15 protein-coding genes are annotated in these 16,441 nt (G+C 42.6%); 14 read left to right on the forward strand and 1 reads right to left on the reverse strand.

Going from position 1 to position 16,441, the window contains the following annotated elements; translation table 11 throughout:
- Positions 1–31: 31 nt before the first annotated feature.
- From BFP72_RS14985 to BFP72_RS15040, 12 genes are all read left to right on the forward strand, one after another.
- Positions 32–313 (forward strand): hypothetical protein, encoded by a 282-nt coding sequence (locus BFP72_RS14985; protein ID WP_099599913.1) that lies wholly within the window; start codon positions 32–34, stop codon positions 311–313.
- The gene (locus BFP72_RS14990) at positions 310–2,205 is read left to right on the forward strand and encodes a PAS domain S-box protein (protein ID WP_099599914.1); all 1,896 of its coding nucleotides are present in this window, start codon (positions 310–312) and stop codon (positions 2,203–2,205) included. Before BFP72_RS14985 ends, BFP72_RS14990 begins: the two co-directional genes overlap by 4 nt.
- A gap of 154 nt (positions 2,206–2,359) precedes the next feature.
- Positions 2,360–3,673 (forward strand): hypothetical protein, encoded by a 1,314-nt coding sequence (locus tag BFP72_RS14995; protein ID WP_099599915.1) that lies wholly within the window; start codon positions 2,360–2,362, stop codon positions 3,671–3,673.
- Positions 3,663–5,378 (forward strand): ABC transporter ATP-binding protein, encoded by a 1,716-nt coding sequence (locus tag BFP72_RS15000; RefSeq protein ID WP_099599916.1) that lies wholly within the window; start codon positions 3,663–3,665, stop codon positions 5,376–5,378. The genes BFP72_RS14995 and BFP72_RS15000 overlap by 11 nt, the downstream gene beginning before the upstream one ends.
- Positions 5,379–5,382: 4 nt before the next feature.
- Entirely contained in the window at positions 5,383–6,138 is a 756-nt protein-coding gene (locus BFP72_RS15005) for a sulfotransferase (RefSeq protein ID WP_099599917.1), read from the forward strand.
- Positions 6,090–7,202 (forward strand): DegT/DnrJ/EryC1/StrS aminotransferase family protein, encoded by a 1,113-nt coding sequence (locus BFP72_RS15010; RefSeq protein WP_255397228.1) that lies wholly within the window; start codon positions 6,090–6,092, stop codon positions 7,200–7,202. The genes BFP72_RS15005 and BFP72_RS15010 overlap by 49 nt, the downstream gene beginning before the upstream one ends.
- A complete protein-coding gene (locus BFP72_RS15015) occupies positions 7,202–7,768 on the forward strand; it encodes an acyltransferase (protein ID WP_099599919.1) in 567 nt (188 codons plus the stop codon). The genes BFP72_RS15010 and BFP72_RS15015 overlap by 1 nt, the downstream gene beginning before the upstream one ends.
- 17 nt (positions 7,769–7,785) lie before the next feature.
- Entirely contained in the window at positions 7,786–8,970 is a 1,185-nt protein-coding gene (locus BFP72_RS15020) for a hypothetical protein (RefSeq protein ID WP_099599920.1), read from the forward strand.
- Between the two features lie 125 nt (positions 8,971–9,095).
- Entirely contained in the window at positions 9,096–10,481 is a 1,386-nt protein-coding gene (locus BFP72_RS15025) for a DapH/DapD/GlmU-related protein (protein ID WP_099599921.1), read from the forward strand.
- Positions 10,471–11,505, forward strand: a complete 1,035-nt coding sequence (locus BFP72_RS15030) for a glycosyltransferase (RefSeq protein ID WP_158233426.1) — start codon at positions 10,471–10,473, stop codon at positions 11,503–11,505. The genes BFP72_RS15025 and BFP72_RS15030 overlap by 11 nt, the downstream gene beginning before the upstream one ends.
- A complete protein-coding gene (locus BFP72_RS15035) occupies positions 11,502–12,455 on the forward strand; it encodes a glycosyltransferase family 2 protein (protein ID WP_099599923.1) in 954 nt (317 codons plus the stop codon). Before BFP72_RS15030 ends, BFP72_RS15035 begins: the two co-directional genes overlap by 4 nt.
- A complete protein-coding gene (locus BFP72_RS15040; protein WP_099599924.1) occupies positions 12,452–13,360 on the forward strand; it encodes a glycosyltransferase family 2 protein in 909 nt (302 codons plus the stop codon). The genes BFP72_RS15035 and BFP72_RS15040 overlap by 4 nt, the downstream gene beginning before the upstream one ends.
- Positions 13,361–13,593: 233 nt before the next feature.
- Here BFP72_RS15040 and BFP72_RS15045 read toward each other — a convergent pair whose 3' ends face one another.
- Entirely contained in the window at positions 13,594–13,998 is a 405-nt protein-coding gene (locus tag BFP72_RS15045) for an HU family DNA-binding protein (RefSeq protein WP_099599925.1), read from the reverse strand.
- A gap of 472 nt (positions 13,999–14,470) precedes the next feature.
- On the opposite strand from BFP72_RS15045, the gene BFP72_RS15050 reads away from it, so the two are divergent.
- The gene (locus BFP72_RS15050; protein ID WP_099599926.1) at positions 14,471–15,523 is read left to right on the forward strand and encodes a glycosyltransferase; all 1,053 of its coding nucleotides are present in this window, start codon (positions 14,471–14,473) and stop codon (positions 15,521–15,523) included.
- Positions 15,516–16,328, forward strand: a complete 813-nt coding sequence (locus BFP72_RS15055) for a glycosyltransferase family 2 protein (protein WP_158233427.1) — start codon at positions 15,516–15,518, stop codon at positions 16,326–16,328. The genes BFP72_RS15050 and BFP72_RS15055 overlap by 8 nt, the downstream gene beginning before the upstream one ends.
- Positions 16,329–16,441: the final 113 nt, after the last annotated feature.

Below are 16,441 nucleotides of genomic sequence, written 5' to 3' on the forward strand. Positions count from 1 at the left end.
TTAAAGTGACGCTTTCAACTACTAGAAAACCATGCTATACGAAAATGAAGTACTGATGCTACTGATTGGGATTATCGTCCTGATCTTTGCCCTCGTATACATCAAAACTCTTTCCTCCCTTCCACACTGGAAGTACCTGTTTACCAGTTACATCATTTTGGTTCTTGCCTGGACCTTCACCATTGCCGAAGGGTTCATCTGGCCAGTACTCCTTGATTCCTTGGAGCATTCCTTTTACGCGTTGAGTTCCGTACTGATTCTCCTCTGGATTTGGAAAACGACCTACACCAACCCCAGCCCTCGCAAACCATGACCACCCCCTACATCGATTCGCTCTCTTTGGCCTGCACTCTAGTATCCATTCTCTTGGTCATGCTGCGGCACAAACAATTCAAGGCGACAGACCCCGTGCTATTTTATGGCCTTCTGACTCTCTTGGGTGGTTATTACAGCATGCTGTTCCTATACATTGATCAATTCGAGGATATATTGGGAGCACTCGTCCCGGTGATGTTTGCCTTCGTGTTTTACTCCATGATCCAAATCCACAACAACAAAAAAACGGAAGAAAGTGAAGAGCGTCTACGACTCGCCATAGAGTCCACCAAAGTAGGACTATGGGACTTGAACCTCTGTACCTACGAGTTTGTCATCAACGACGCATGGTTTGAGATCATGGGATACTCCCCCGAAGAACTCTCCCCTGTCACCCTAGAAGTGTGGGAACAGCTGATCCACCCCAGCGACCAAGAAAAAGCCCGGTCTATGCTCAGAAAGCATATCGAAAACAACAACGTGACTTTTGAACTGACCCAACGAATCAAACACAAAAACGGGTCGTGGATCTGGGCACAAAACAGAGGCAAAATAGTCGAGCACAATCACAACGGCGAAGCGACTCGAATGACCGGCATCTTGATAGACATGACGGCCCAAAAAGAATTGGAGCTAGACCTGAAGTCTCAGATCAACGAAAACGTGGTGCTCAACGAAAGCTACCGCCTACAAAACAACAAACTGGCAGACAATGAAAAAAAATACCGTGTACTCTATGAAAACTCACATGACGCCATCATTCTGATCAAAGACCAACAGTACTTTGATTGCAATCAGATGGCCTACCAACTTTTCAAATGCGACGAAGAATACTTGATAGGCAAAGAGCCTCATACATTCAGTCCCGAATTTCAACCAGACGGTGCCCCTTCCTTTGAAAAAGCGCAAGCGCTCTTTGCTGAAATCCAAATGGGAAACCCCATGATGTTTGATTGGCAGCACCAACGCCCAAACGGAGAGCTCTTTGATGTCTCTGTCAACCTCAACATCGTCGAACTGGACGATGTACAATATGTCCAAGCCGTACTGCGTGACATCACCGAAAAAAAACGCGTCGCAGCAGAACTCGATCAATACCGACACAACCTCGAACGTCTCGTCGATCAACGCACCCTCGAGTTGACGCAAGCCAACGCAGAGTTGACCGCAACCATGCAGCACCTCAAAGACACCCAGTCCCAACTGGTCCAATCCGAAAAAATGGCCTCACTAGGTATCTTGACGGCAGGTATCGCACACGAAATCAACAACCCCCTCAACTTCATCATGGGAGGGTACCGCGGGTTAGAAGTCTACCTCAACCACACAGACCTCAAGGCAGACAAGGACCTCCAAAAATTGCTACATAGCATCAAAACAGGAGCCGACCGAGCCATCAACATCGTCAAAGGACTCAATCAATTTAGCCGCACCAAAGAATCCTACGACGAAGATTGCGACCTCCATGCCATCCTCGACAACTGCCTACTCCTACTCAATAGCGAGCTCAAGGGTCGCATCCACGTACACCAACACTACGCCTCCAATCTCCCACACCTCAAAGGCAACGTAGGCAAAATGCATCAAATCTTCATCAACCTCATCACCAACGCCATTCATGCCATAGCGGAGCAAGGGACCATCACCATCACCACAGAGCGCTCAAACCAAGAAGTCATCATCCAGCTCGCGGACACAGGAAAAGGAATCGCCCAAAAGGACCTCCCCGAGATCACCATCCCCTTCTTCACCACCAAGGAACCAGGGAAAGGCACTGGGCTAGGGCTATCCATAACCTACAACTTCATCCAAGAGCATCAGGGTTCCATGACATTCGATTCTCAGCTCAATCACGGCACCACCGTCACTGTCCGGTTTCCTCTGCCGTGAGACCTCCTACTTGCTCCTGGACACAAGAAGTCCAAGCACTACAAAATCAGCCGCCATCAATCTTAGCCCGGCGTGTTTCCAAATCCGCAGAAAACCACTAAATTCGAACCCAGTCTGACCACAACCTCAGCATCCACGATCACAACGCAACACATTGACCTATCAGGATCTACTCATAACACCCCTATACCTGATTCTACTGCTGGCAGTAGCTTATGTCCTGCGTCCCTATGCCACCACTCCCCAAACTCAACCTTATTTCATACCAGGGCTGCTGGTCAAATTTGTCGGAGCGATTGCTCTCGGCATGATCTACCAGTTCTACTACGGGGGAGGGGACACTTTCACCTACCACACCCACGGCAGTCGGTGGATCTGGCAGGCCTTCATGGATGACCCAGCGGTTGGTATTGATTTATTCTTCCAAAAAGCCGGTGACTACAACGGCCAAACCTTCCCTTACAGCTCGCACATTTGGATGTTTCGAGACAAGGCCTCCATGGTCATCATTCGCATTGCTGCATTCATCGACTTCTTCACTTTCTCTACCTACAGTGCTACAGCACTTTTCTTTGCGGCTTTCGCCTTCAGTGGCCATTGGGCACTATACACTGTCTTTCAAAAGCTATTTCCACATGCCACACGCCACTTGGCACTGGCCATCCTATTCATCCCCTCCGTGGTATTTTGGGGCTCAGGCATTCTCAAGGACAGCATCACCCTCGCTGCACTCTGCTGGATGACCTACGCAGTCCTGCGCATGACGATCTTTGGTCGCTTTACCCTAGTCAACCTTCTTCTTTTTGTGTTCATGGCATGGACGATATATTCCATCAAAATCTACATCCTCCTTTGTTTTTTGGTAGGCACATCCATCTTTCTCTATCTACAGTATATCTCCAAAGTCCGAAATACAGCCATCAAAATCATGGTCGCCCCGGTCCTCATCGCAGTATTCTTGGGAGGAGGCTACATGGCCCTCGAAAAAATCAGCGAAGACGATTCGCGCTATGCCCTAGACAAGATCGGCGAGACCGCCATGGTCACGGCCTACGACATCCGCTACGGCTGGGGAGCCCGGCAGGGAGACAACTCGGGTTATACCCTAGGCGAACTCGACGGCAGCATAGGCAGCCTCGTCAAGCTTGCCCCTCAGGGCATCATTGTGACCCTCTTTCGCCCATGGCCCTGGGAAGTCAAAAACCCACTGATGCTGCTGTCTGCCCTAGAAAGCCTTAGTTTTTTATGCCTCACCTTTTATATCCTCTACCAAAGCAATGGGCCCACTTTGTTTCGGACGATGACCCAGCCCATTCCCTTGTTTTGTCTTAGTTTTGCACTCATGTTTGCTTTCGCCGTAGGCGTCAGCACCTTCAACTTTGGCACGTTGATGAGGTACAAGATCCCAGTGATGCCATTTTATGGGGTATTTCTAACCATCATGTCAATAAAAAGAAATGAATTCTAGCCACTCAATTTTTTCAACTTTAGGAAGAATATATAAAATTCTTCCTAAAACATATCGCCGAAAATCTATCCTGCTTACGCTTGCCATTCTAGTCAATTCATTGTTTGAAATCGTAGGCCTTGCTGCCATTCTCCCCGTGTTAGCTGCCATTCTCAAAAAAGGATTTGTTGAACAGCAACCCATTCTACATGCCCTCTATCAGCAACTAGCATTTAATGATCCGAAACACTTTATTGTTGCTATGTGCCTGATGATTTTACTGTTCATTCTCATCAAAAACCTGTTTGGTGTTTGGGTACAAACTAAGCAAGCACATTTCAGTTGGAATCTACACGAATCCATCTCATCACAAGTATTCGAGAATGCATTCAAAAGAGGCTATTTGTTTTTCAGTCAAAACAACTCAAATAGAATCCTCAATAGAATCAACGGAATACCCCAACAATTTGCCCAACAAATGTTGATCAATGTATTTCAACTTATCAATGAATTCTTAATTCTTATCCTAATTATTGGATCTCTACTTGTCTATGACTACCTTATATTATTACTCCTTGGCGGAATAGTATTACCTGTATTCGTTTTCTTTTACCAAACAACAAAGAAAAGAATTGCATCCTATGGTACTCGTCTCAACGAACTAGGTCCAGAAATAGTCAAACCCGTATACGAAGTGGTTTTTGGGTATGTAGACGTAGTAGTCAATGGCATCTTTCCCAATTTCAAAAAGGAATATTTGAGTAAAATCAAAGAGGCCAAATCATTGAGAATAACTGTACTTATCATTCAAAACATCCCCAACCGACTCATAGAAACATGTGTTATACTGGCAGTTTTAATCATACTATTATATGGCCTATTCCAACTACAAGAAACAGACAAAATACTAACCCTCATGAGTATATTTGGACTTGCTGCATATAGAACAATCCCTTCTATCAACCGACTCATACTGGCTGTAATGAACATCAAAAATTTTCATTACACTCTTGACTACTTAGAAGACTATTTGAATACTTCAAGCACCGAGAAAAACACCACCCCTATCCTTTTCAAGGAGAAACTATGCGTCAAGAACCTGAGCTTCTCATACCCTGATGCAAATAACCCTGTACTAAAGAACATCTCTATAGAAATCAAGAAAGGGGAATCGCTAGGCATCATGGGCTCCTCAGGATCTGGGAAAACCACGTTGATGAATATACTATTAGGCTTTCTTCAACCAACCTCAGGTCATTTTTCTATCGACGAAATATTAGTCGATAACACAAACCGTGAAATTTGGCAACAAAAATGTGGTTACGTGAGACAGGACGTCTTTTTAATTGATGGTAGCTTAGAAGACAACATTGCCTTTGGCGTCCCTAAATCTGACGTAGACCCCATCCGACTTGAGGCCGCCATTCAGAAAGCACAATTAAGTACGCTGCTAGACACACTCCCCTCAGGAAAAGATACAAATATTGGTGAACGAGGAGCCAAAATATCTGGAGGACAACGGCAGAGAGTTGGTATCGCACGCGCATTATATCATGGTGCAGAAATACTTTTCTTTGACGAAGCGACCTCTGCTTTGGACAGTACTACAGAGGAGGAGATCACCGAGTCCATTCGTAGTTTACACGAAAGCCATTTGACGATGGTTATTATTGCTCATAGAGAGAGCACATTAAAATATTGTGATTCTATATTTCGCCTAGCTTAAAAAAATGAAATTATTTGGAGTAACTAGAGCTCTTGGAATAGACTGGCTTATTGACACCATTCTTATTCTCTATCGGCATCCCGGAACCCGAAAGAAAATCATCTATTCAATAAAAAAAACAAGAAAGCACAAAAAGAAAACATTCGTAATTGGGTTGAACAAAACAGGCACAACCACTATTGAACATGCATTAAATGAATTTGGATTTGTCCTAGGAGATCAAGTTATTGCCCAAAGACTAACAGATCAACTACTAAAAAGTAAAACCATTCTTAGACTATATTGCTTGACAGGTGAAGCTTTTCAAGACGTCCCATTTTCCCTTCCTGATTTCTACAAAACATTAGATTCCTTATACCCTGACAGTAAATTTATTCTTTCCATTCGAGACAATCCTGACCAGTGGTTCAAGTCCCTAGTATCATTTCATTCAAAGTTATGGGGTAATGGACATACACCATCTTATCACCAACTAAAAGAACTAAACTGGATAAGAAGAGGTTATGCTCTCCGTATATTACAAAAAAGTTACGGAGAGAAACTATATGACTCCACCACATACAAAGAAGTATATGAACGTCACATAGAAGAAGTTACAAATCATTTCAAAAACGCCCCTGAAAAATTACTCATAATCAATGTTTCAGAAAGGGACAGTTACAAACAACTTTGTGACTTTCTAGGAGAAGTTCCTTTAAGAGAAACATTTAAATGGAAAAACAAAACGTCAAACACCACGGCATGGCAAAAACACCGGTAAACATTCCATTTTTACCCCCTATTGAGGAATACAACAAATACCTTGAAGGTATATGGGAGCGGAATTGGTTAACTAATGACGGCCTCTTGGTTCAAGCATTGGAAAAAAAACTAATGGATAAGCTTAACGTAGAGCAATTGGCCTACGTCAGTAATGGTACCGTCGCTTTACAAATAGCTATCAAAACTCTCCAATTGAGTGGAGAAATCATAACTACACCATTTTCGTACGTTGCGACCACATCAAGTATCGTTTGGGAGGGCTGTACCCCCGTGTTTGTAGATGTTGATGAAAAAACATTCAATATTTCCCCCCACCTCATTGAAGCATCTATTACTCCTAAAACAACAGCGATCCTTGCTACCCACGTATTTGGCACCCCTTGCGAGATCGACCAGATTCAACTTATTGCTCAAAAACACGGGCTAAAAGTGATATATGATGCTGCCCACTGCTTTGGTTCTACCTACAAAGGTAGTTCGGTACTTAATTTCGGAGATATCAGTACAATCAGTTTTCACGCAACTAAAGTATTTCACTCAACCGAAGGAGGGGCTGTCATATGCAGGTCTCCAGAGATTATAGCTAGAGCAAAATACATGCGCAACTTTGGACATGATGGCCCTGAAAAGTTCAACGGTGTTGGAATCAATGGTAAAAACTCTGAATTTCATGCTGCCATGGGGCTTTGTAATTTAGAGTACATTGATGCAATATTAGCAAAGAGAAAGTCTGATTCAGAATGGTACGATTCAGAGCTGAGTAAAACGAATCTTACAAAACAACATGTTTCTCCAAATAGTAGTGCCAATTATTCATATTACCCAGTTCTCTTCTCTAGCCAAAAAGAATGCAAACGAATGCTAAACATTCTTTCTAGTCATGACATACATCCTAGAAGATACTTCTTCCCTTCATTGTCAAGCCTAAATTATGTAACAAAAACTCACACCCCTATCTCCGACAATATAGCTAGCAGAATACTTTGTTTACCTCTCTATTACTCGCTAACTAAAGAAGAAATTAGTCACCTTTGTAAGGTGATCATTCAAAATATAACATAATGGGATTCCTATCCGAAACTGAAATATCCGAATTAGGTCTTCATAGCTATGGGACGGATGTTCTAATCTCAGACAAAGCTACCCTATACGGCACTCAAAACATCTCTATAGGTAACCACGTCAGAATCGATGACTTCTGCGTGCTCTCCGCTGGATCAGGAGGTATTGAGATTCAAGATTATGTACACATTGCTTGCTTTTGCTCATTGATCGGGAAGGGAAAAATCACTATGAAAAGTTTTTCTGGACTCTCTTCGCGTGTCTCTCTTTATTCAAGCAATGACGACTATAGTGGAAATTACTTAACTAACCCTACGGTCCCCGAAGAATACACCAATGTCTCACATGGTGATGTAACACTCGAAAAACATGTGATCATTGGAGCGGGGAGTATTGTTCTGCCCAATACCACCATAGGAGAGGGTACTGCTATAGGTTCTTTATCTTTAGTGACCAGAAACTGCGACGGACAATCCATTTACCTAGGTTCCCCTTTAAAAAAAATAAAATCAAGAAAAACCGGTTACGAAAAATTTGAACGTGAAATAACATTAAAACACCAATAGACTTAACACCTTCCCCTATGAACAAAACGACCATCGTTCATGTTTGCAATGACTCCTTGTTCAATGAATTTATAATTGATCAGTTCGAACAAGTCAACCCCTCTCAAAACATATATCTTGTTTTAACCGAAAAAATTGGCTCCCCCTTAAAGTTTAGCCATCCTAAAATCACTACTCTCACGCGCAAAGAGGTGAAAAAATTCGTTTTCAATAACTCCATTTTCATCTTACATTCGCTTTTCCATTCTAACCTATGGTTTTTATCCGTACTTCCGAAAAGAAAAACTATTGCATGGTTTAGTTGGGGTGCAGATCTAAATTATTTAGGCAGTAATAATGACGAAACTAAAAATTTAGAACCCATTACTTTACAACATCAGCAAAAATTAAGTTCAATCAAAAACAAATTTTATGCGCTTCTAGAAAGACATACTCACATCCACAAATGGTTCTATTTTTTAAGAAATGGGAACCATCATCCTCTACACATAAAAGCGAAATCCTTAAGTAAAGTTGATTTTATTTCAACCGTACTGCCTCAAGAAAGGCCTTTGCTCAATCATTTAAAAACGCTGAAGGCAACCTATGTCGAATACAATTATGGATACATCGATCACCTAATTAGAGGTTATTCGGCAGAGCGTGACCAACTATCCAAAGGGGTATATGTGGGCCATGCATCGTTTTATAGCAACAATCAAATCGATGTATTGCACAAGCTTCATTCCATTGCGTACAATGGTGATATATTATGCCCCATATCATACGGAGAAAAAGAATGTGCGAACGTGATAAAGGACCTCAACAAGCAATTGTTTGATAATCGAATCAATACACTCTCTACGATTATACCCTACTTAGAATTCACTAAGCTGCTCGCGTCCAACCACGTCATGGTTCTTAACACCATCCATCAACAAGGAGTTGGGAATTTACTCATGGGCCTGTATATGGGCATGAAAGTTTTCTTAAATGAAAAAGGCTTGCTCTTCATGTATTGTAAAAGCTTAGGTTTAAAAGTTTACTCCTTTCAAAAGGATTTTAACTCAACCACTATTGAAGATCTTCAAGAGATGGACCTCACCATCAAAAACCGAAAAATACTTGATCATGTACTCTCAAAGAAAGTGGTACTTCAAAAAACATTAAATATTGTCAATTTACTTTACCACACTCAATCAACCATAAAAGAGTTGGAGTAGTAGTTCTCTGATAAAACTTGAAAAACAATCCCAATAAACCTCCCAAAAGTACACCAAGAACTGACAGGCATACATAAAGCAGAAGTCAAGCAAGAAACTCACTACCCTCTCATAACATAACAAAAATGAAAGCCCTGATTAGAAGACTACTTATCGCCCTACTCCATAAAAGCAGGTTTCTTTTGACACAAACGATACAGCAAACAGAAAAAGAAACCCTTGCCAAAACCAATGCAAACCTTCTCCACATGATCAAAAGCAAGGGGTGTGACATTAAACTAAATGGAAGCATAACCATTACCCATCCCCTAATGGTTACACTGGGCAATAATGTCCACCTTGGGGACAACACATATATTCATTCTGATGGCGGGGTAGTCATAGGCGACAACACTCATATAAGTAGAAATTTGGTACTCTATACCAGTAACCACCAGTACGAAGGATCGGTACTACCTTATGATGAATCCAGAGTATATAAACCTGTTAGAATTGAAAAGAATGTCTGGATAGGCATGAACGTATGCATCACTCCTGGCGTGACGATCGGAGAAGGAGCGATTATTGGTCTCGGGACAGTAGTCACCAAGGATGTCCCCGCCTTTTCTATCGTAGGCAACGCACCTCAGAGAATTATAAAATCAAGAAACCAACAACATTACAATTCACTTGTTGGAGAGAAAAACGTAGGTGGGGTAAATGGTCAACGAATGTTAGCCAAAGGAAAGAATGCATTCGAACTAGGAAGTAAATTATTCTTCGTAGTGGGAACAGGACGATGTGGAAGCAAAGCTCTCGCCGACACTCTAAATCAACACCCATCAATCGAATGCCTACATGAACCTAAAGGAGAACTAATCAAGCTTTCTACCGATTATGCTCATGGCATATTGACGAGAGAAGAAACAAGAAAAAGAATTGTCGCGCTGTATGATGCAGCTTCCAATATCACAACAGAGTACTACGGAGAATCCGACCAAAAAATATCTAACTTGATAGACATCTACCATGACATTTTCCCTAAAGCCAAATTCATTTGGTGTTTAAGAGAAGCTAAACCTTTTGTTAGCTCCGCGTATGGGAGAGGGTGGTTTGACGACCGTGAATTTAGCCTGCCATATAGAGCCCGTTTATCTGTTGAATCCATTTATTCCAGCACTATATACAGTCAAAACAGAATAAACGGACATCTGGCCGACCCGTCACTCTCAAAAGAAGAATGGAAAACCATGTCTCCCTTTGAACGAAACTGCTGGTATTGGCAGTTTTGGAACACAATGATTGAGATGCAACTTGGAAAAGTATCGAACAGCTTTACGGTTCGAATTGAGGAATTAGACCTCCAACTAGAATCACTTGTTGATAGTATTGGTGCATCATCTGGCGAACAATTAAACGCAAAAACATCCAACTCTGCAAAACATCAAAAAAAACAAAATTGGAGCCAAACAGAGTACGAAGTGTATACCCGATGGTGTAGTACTAAAATGAATGAATGGTATGGAAAATAGCCCCATTGTATCGGTCATCATCCCCTCCTTCAACAGAGAAGCACTCATCACTGAGACGCTACAATCAGTATCGAATCAAACCTACACCAACTGGGAATGCCTGATCATCGACGATGGATCAACAGATGGCACCAAGGTCGTAGTACACAGCTTTGTAGACAAAGACTCCCGGTTCAAGTGGGTGGAGCGCCACAGAGAACCCAAAGGAGCACCTACTTGTCGAAACATTGGGATTGAAATAAGCGAAGGTGAATATGTAATCTTTCTAGATAGTGATGACCTGCTAGCTGATTTTTGCTTGGAAAAAAGAGTTGAACACTTCCGTTTGAATCCAACTCTTGATTTTGTAGTGTTTAACATTCTTGGGTTCAAAAAGAAACCTGGGGACTACAACCTCCTATGGAATGTTCTAGATAAAGATGAGGACGATTTATACAGATTTCTAATCAGCGATACTCCATGGGCAACCCCGTCCGCCATATGGAAAAAAGATAGCTTGATCAGACTCGGAGGATGGGACGTGAATGCAAAAAATTGGCAAGACTGGGAATTTCACATAAGGGCATTAATAGCAGGTTATAGCTACATCAAAATAGACAGTAAAGAAGATTGTTTCTTCAGATGTGATCATGAAGAAATAGCCATTAGTAAAAATGAAAGGCAAATACAGCATCTCAAGTCACGAGTAAGTACTTTGAACAATCTTTCTTCGGTTCTACACCGATCCAACGTCTCCAACCCTCAATATACTGAAGCTATAGCCTTACAGTATTTCAGAATTTGCGTTTTTCTCAAAGAACAAGAGGCTGAGCACCTCTCTATTTGGAGTAAAGTCAAAAGTTCACACCTCATACCTCCCTTTTGGCATTACCTATGGTTGATCTATCTAAAAAAAGAATTCTACAAGCAAAGTAAACTCCGAGCCCCTCTCAAACGCGTCATAGATAAAATACTCTCTGCTTTTAAGAAAAGACACTTCTGGGCCAACCCTACTACCTTCAAGCGAATCATGAAAGACAGATGAAGCCACTAATTTCCATCATCGTGCCCGCATACAACGCCTCCAGATACATCAAGCAGTGTCTGAACAGCCTGCTAGTACAAACCTATGACAACATTGAGATCCTCGTCGCTGATGACGGTTCAATTGATAATACCAAATCACTGATCAATCAATACAGTGATACTAGAGTAAAAAAATATCACAATACCACCAACCTTGGAGTCGTAGCAACTCGCAACAAACTCATATCCCTAGCATCAGGAGACTATATCGTACTGCAGGATAGTGACGATTGGTCTGCTCCCTCTAGAATAGAAAAACAGGTTGCGGCCTTTGACCAAGACAAGGGTTTGGTTGCCTGTGGGACAGGGTTCAATAAAGTTGACAACAAAAACAAAGTACTATTCTCCAAAGTATTTCCCACTGATCACAAATCCATTCTGTCCGAAATACCCAATGATTTCCCTTTGCAATGCCCTTCTGTCATGTTCAAGGCCACTTACCTGAAAAAGAACCCCTATGCGGATTTTTTTGGCAACAGTGGCAATGAAGACCTGTATTTGATGGGGAAATTGATTTTGAATAACAAATTCATCAACATCCCAGCCCCCCTCTACAACTATCGTCTCAATGACCAATCCCTGACCAAACTAGGACAGCAGTCAGATCTCCGCAGACTATATATCAACCAGATCACTGTTAAACTCTTGACCGACCTACGAGAAACTGGCACCAACTGGATTGAGAGTAATGATATGGCTTCATTGAATGACTATGAAAACTCCCTAAGAAAAAAGTACGAGAACAACCCCTTCCTTTTGCATGAGCATAATATAGGCCAGATGCTCTACTGGAAACAATATAGATCAGCATTACGCGCAGCACTCACCAACGTGACCGAAAATGGAGTCAACCCAAAAACCATTCGGCTCTTTCTGTATGTTTGCAAACAAGCAATCTACAGAAGATGACCATTAGCGTAATCATACCGACATACAACAGATGTGCTCAACTCACGTCCCTGGTTGATGCTGTCGAAAACCAGAACCATAAAGAATTTGAACTCGTTTTGCTCAATGACGGATCATCTGACAATACACGAGAAACCTTGGATAGGCTTGCAAAAAAAAGTACTTTAAACGTTAAAGTAATCCATTCTCAAAATCTTGGAAGATCAAAAGCCCGTAATCTCGCGGTATCAAAATCTTCGGGAGAGTTACTTGTTTTCTTTGATGACGATGTCCGACCCAATCCCGATGCTGTCTACGAGCATCTGAGTATCCATCAGCAACATGACAGCCCCGTTATTGCTGGGGGCCCCTATTACTATGACAATAGTAAATTCACCAATTCTTTCAACACCTTCCGAAAATATATGGAGGACCAATGGTACTCCAAAGACTCTACATCAAGTCAGTCTGATTCATTGAGAATAAATGGTGGAAATTTTTCAATCACTCGAGAGGCCTTTGATAAAATAGGAGGCTTTGACAGTCGACTGACAGACAAGGAGGACTTCAAGCTAGCCTATGATGCTTTTCACTATCACAATATCCCGACCTTCTCTGCCCCCAAAACCTGGGTGTACCATGATGACTTCCGAAACCTCGTCGACTACATCGCACGTGGGAGAGAATCACGAATAGAAGAGCAAAAACTCCGCTCATTAGACCCGTCCATTGCAGATTTTGATCCAAATCGGTTTCAAATAGAAGCTCCGAAAAGCCTCAAATTTCGATTGGCCAAGCGAATATTTAGAAGTACACCTATTCTACAACTAGTCGAAAAAGCACTTGATATAAGAATAGTACCACAAAAAATCGCCTTTAAGCTATATGACATTTGCATCACAGTCAATGTACAATACTTGAAATAGCCCAAAACATGAATATCTCCGTAGCAGTACTACTTTCGGTGATAGACAAAATCTAAGCAACCAATCAGAAGCTCTCACCTTTAAGGTGATAACACGATCCACTTTGGGCTATGACGTCAATAGAGAAAGTTATGGAAAAGAAGCCATAAAAAACGGCCTCACATCGTGAGACCGTTTCATTGTGTAGTATTCAACATTGCATTTGCTTTTTATGACCTATACTTTGTGAGTACTTATTCGGCTACATCGGAGGATGTACTGGCCTTTTCAAACTCCAGATTTTTCACCGTCTTTTTGAGTTTAGCACCTGGACGAAACCTGATTCTACCAGCTATAATGTTCGCAGTGCGAAAATCCTCCTCGGTATCTGCACCTTTGCTACTCAGTGTCAAAAAGAGAGTACCTAGATTACTAAGTCTCACCTGTCTACCGTGGATGAGTTGCATCTCGATCACCTCTATCAAGGTGGCCAATGTCCCTACTACAGAACCATAGTTGAGATTGGACACCTTGCTGATAATCCCAGCCAACTCATCAAAACTCACATCGTCCCCATTGACGATTCTTGCATAGTACTTTTTGGGGAGCGACAAATCCCTTGGATCTACGCGCTCAGTTACTTTATATGTTACAGACATAATTGATAAAATTTAAAAGTTAAACATTTATTGATTTGAAATCCTAACCGAGCGCTCTGTGGGATTTGACTTGTACAAAGCCATTATAATGCCAAATAGGCGACATTAAATGCTAAAAAACGTTAAAAAACACACCGTATTGAAGAAGTCTTGAAAAGGTTGCGCAACCAAAGGGTAAAGGGTGTACGACAAACCCTCCGAGGTTGCGCAACCAAAGGGCAAACCATGTACACCCTTTGACTAAAGGCTGTACACCCTTTTTGAGATTGTACCGTTTTTCACAATCATCATTAGCTGATAAGGTCTATCTCCTACTAATCGCAGAAAGACAAAAGAGCCAGCACCTGAACTCACCGATAGAGATAATCCGATCTCTCGTCGGGCTATGACAAAAACAACTGAGGCAAACTTTCCCAAAGTTTGAAACTTTGGGAAAGTTGTGTTGATCAAGTAATATTTATCTTGCAGCTTGATGAAACTCAGAGACCAAAACATCCTACTGATCTCTCCCGAACCTTGGGATCATATCTTCGTGTCGAAGCATCACTATGCACGACACCTCGCGGAGCGGGACAACCGGGTAGTGTTTGCCAATCCTGCGGGGGACCGCTGGCAGTTGAAGGACTCTGGTGTTGCAGGCCTACAGGTGTTGGATTACCCCAAATTCGTCAAGGGACTGCGAAAACTCCCGACTTGGGTGAGTCAGCGACTCATTCGTCACAAGTTGAAACAAATCGAAAAACACTGCGACCTGACATTTGATCTCATCTGGTCTTTTGACAATTCGGTATTCTTTGACTTTACCCTGCTGGACACCTACAACATTTCGCACATCGTCGATTTGAATCAGGATTTCGAAACCGCCAAAGCCGCTCGTACTGCTGATATCTGTTTGGGAAACACTTCACAAATTGTAGAACGTCTCCAAAGCCACAATCCTAACACCCACTTCATCAACCACGGGCTGCACCTCAGTGATGAGCAAGAAGCTATTGACCTTCAACCAGTCGATGGCATGAAGATAGGCTACTGTGGCAATTTGGATATCCCCTATTTGGACTGGAAAACCTTGGAGCAGGCTTTCGCTCAATTGACGGATTGCACCTTCTATCTGGCAGGCAAATGTGAGCGTAATCAGGACAAACTACAGCACCCCACTGTCGTCTATCTCGGACAGTTGAACGCGAGCGAGATGCGCTCCTTCTATACCGAGATGGACCTGTTGATCCTGTGCTACCTCGCAGATGACTACCCCGATCAACTCGCCAATCCTCACAAGTTCATGGAGTACTTGGCCTCTGGCAAACCCATCGTTTCGAGTTTGACATCTACCTACGTCGAGCTACAGGAAGTACAGATGTGCACCACACAAGCAGAGTGGCTCCCCCTACTCCAGCGGACAATAGCCGAATACTCCGCATGGAGTAGCTCTGAGATGTCTGACCAACGAAAGGCAATCGCAAATGACAACACCTATGAGAAGCAAATCGATCGAATTGAAAACAAAATCAATACCCATGTCTGAATTGGTCTCGATCATCATGCCCGTGTACAATGCGGAAAAATACGTGGCAGAAGCCATCGATTCGGTCTTGGCACAAAGCCATACCAACTGGGAGCTGCTCATCATCAATGACGGCAGTACCGATCGATCTGCAGAGATCATCCGAGGGTACCAAGATCCACGCATTCATTATTTCTCCCAAGATAATCAAGGAGTGAGTGCAGCTAGAAACGTAGGACTAGCCCACATGAAGGGCGACTACTTTTGCTTTTTGGATGGAGATGATTGCTTTCCTCCCGACAGTCTAGCGAATCGGTTGATGATCTTCAGAAACAACAGCCAAGTGGCGTTTGTAGATGGACGAGTGAGTTCGAGAGACGAACAGATGACGCAAGAAGTCACCCAATGGACACCTAACTTTGAAGGAGAACCCCTCGAAGACTTGGTTTCCTTGACAGGAAAATCCTTTTTTGGCATCACATGGATGATCAAAAGAGAAACAGAAAAAAACTACGCCTTTGACCGAACATTGACACATGGAGAAGACTTATGGTTTTACATCCAAATGGCAAAGGGTAAGGAATATCGCTTCACAACAAGCACCTCCTACCTCAGAAGGCTCGTAGATGGCTCGGCCATGTCCAACCTCGATGGGCTTGCCAAGGGCTATACCGATCTCGAAGACAAACTCATGTCTTTGAATCTTCCTTCGCAACTCATCAAAGCCTTTCGGTCAAAAAGAAAAAGCATCATGCTAAAAAGCTACTTACGTGTAGGAAGACTATATTCAGCATTAAACTACTACTTCAAACCTGACAGGTTTTAGAAACCTGTCAGGTTTTGTTGCATATCTTGCGCACACGATGAACATTCTATTTTTCGGATACTGGGGAGCCAACGAAGGGCTCAGTCAAGCGACCATCAATCCACATTTGGAAT

The sequence above is a fragment of the Reichenbachiella sp. 5M10 genome (assembly GCF_002742335.1).
Classification (GTDB): Bacteria; Bacteroidota; Bacteroidia; order Cytophagales; family Cyclobacteriaceae; genus Reichenbachiella.

What these genes read in the sequence shown, in the direction of transcription:
- BFP72_RS14985 (WP_099599913.1), top strand. Translation starts at nt 32, where the DNA reads ATGCTATACGAAAATGAAGTACTGATGCTACTGATTGGGATTATCGTC.
- BFP72_RS14990 (WP_099599914.1), top strand. Translation starts at nt 310, where the DNA reads ATGACCACCCCCTACATCGATTCGCTCTCTTTGGCCTGCACTCTAGTA.
- BFP72_RS15000 (WP_099599916.1), top strand. Translation starts at nt 3,663, where the DNA reads ATGAATTCTAGCCACTCAATTTTTTCAACTTTAGGAAGAATATATAAA.
- BFP72_RS15005 (WP_099599917.1), top strand. Translation starts at nt 5,383, where the DNA reads ATGAAATTATTTGGAGTAACTAGAGCTCTTGGAATAGACTGGCTTATT.
- BFP72_RS15010 (WP_255397228.1), top strand. Translation starts at nt 6,090, where the DNA reads ATGGAAAAACAAAACGTCAAACACCACGGCATGGCAAAAACACCGGTA.
- BFP72_RS15015 (WP_099599919.1), top strand. Translation starts at nt 7,202, where the DNA reads ATGGGATTCCTATCCGAAACTGAAATATCCGAATTAGGTCTTCATAGC.
- BFP72_RS15020 (WP_099599920.1), top strand. Translation starts at nt 7,786, where the DNA reads ATGAACAAAACGACCATCGTTCATGTTTGCAATGACTCCTTGTTCAAT.
- BFP72_RS15025 (WP_099599921.1), top strand. Translation starts at nt 9,096, where the DNA reads ATGAAAGCCCTGATTAGAAGACTACTTATCGCCCTACTCCATAAAAGC.
- BFP72_RS15030 (WP_158233426.1), top strand. Translation starts at nt 10,471, where the DNA reads ATGGAAAATAGCCCCATTGTATCGGTCATCATCCCCTCCTTCAACAGA.
- BFP72_RS15035 (WP_099599923.1), top strand. Translation starts at nt 11,502, where the DNA reads ATGAAGCCACTAATTTCCATCATCGTGCCCGCATACAACGCCTCCAGA.
- BFP72_RS15040 (WP_099599924.1), top strand. Translation starts at nt 12,452, where the DNA reads ATGACCATTAGCGTAATCATACCGACATACAACAGATGTGCTCAACTC.
- BFP72_RS15045 (WP_099599925.1), bottom strand. Translation starts at nt 13,998, where the DNA reads ATGTCTGTAACATATAAAGTAACTGAGCGCGTAGATCCAAGGGATTTG.
- BFP72_RS15050 (WP_099599926.1), top strand. Translation starts at nt 14,471, where the DNA reads ATGAAACTCAGAGACCAAAACATCCTACTGATCTCTCCCGAACCTTGG.
- BFP72_RS15055 (WP_158233427.1), top strand. Translation starts at nt 15,516, where the DNA reads ATGTCTGAATTGGTCTCGATCATCATGCCCGTGTACAATGCGGAAAAA.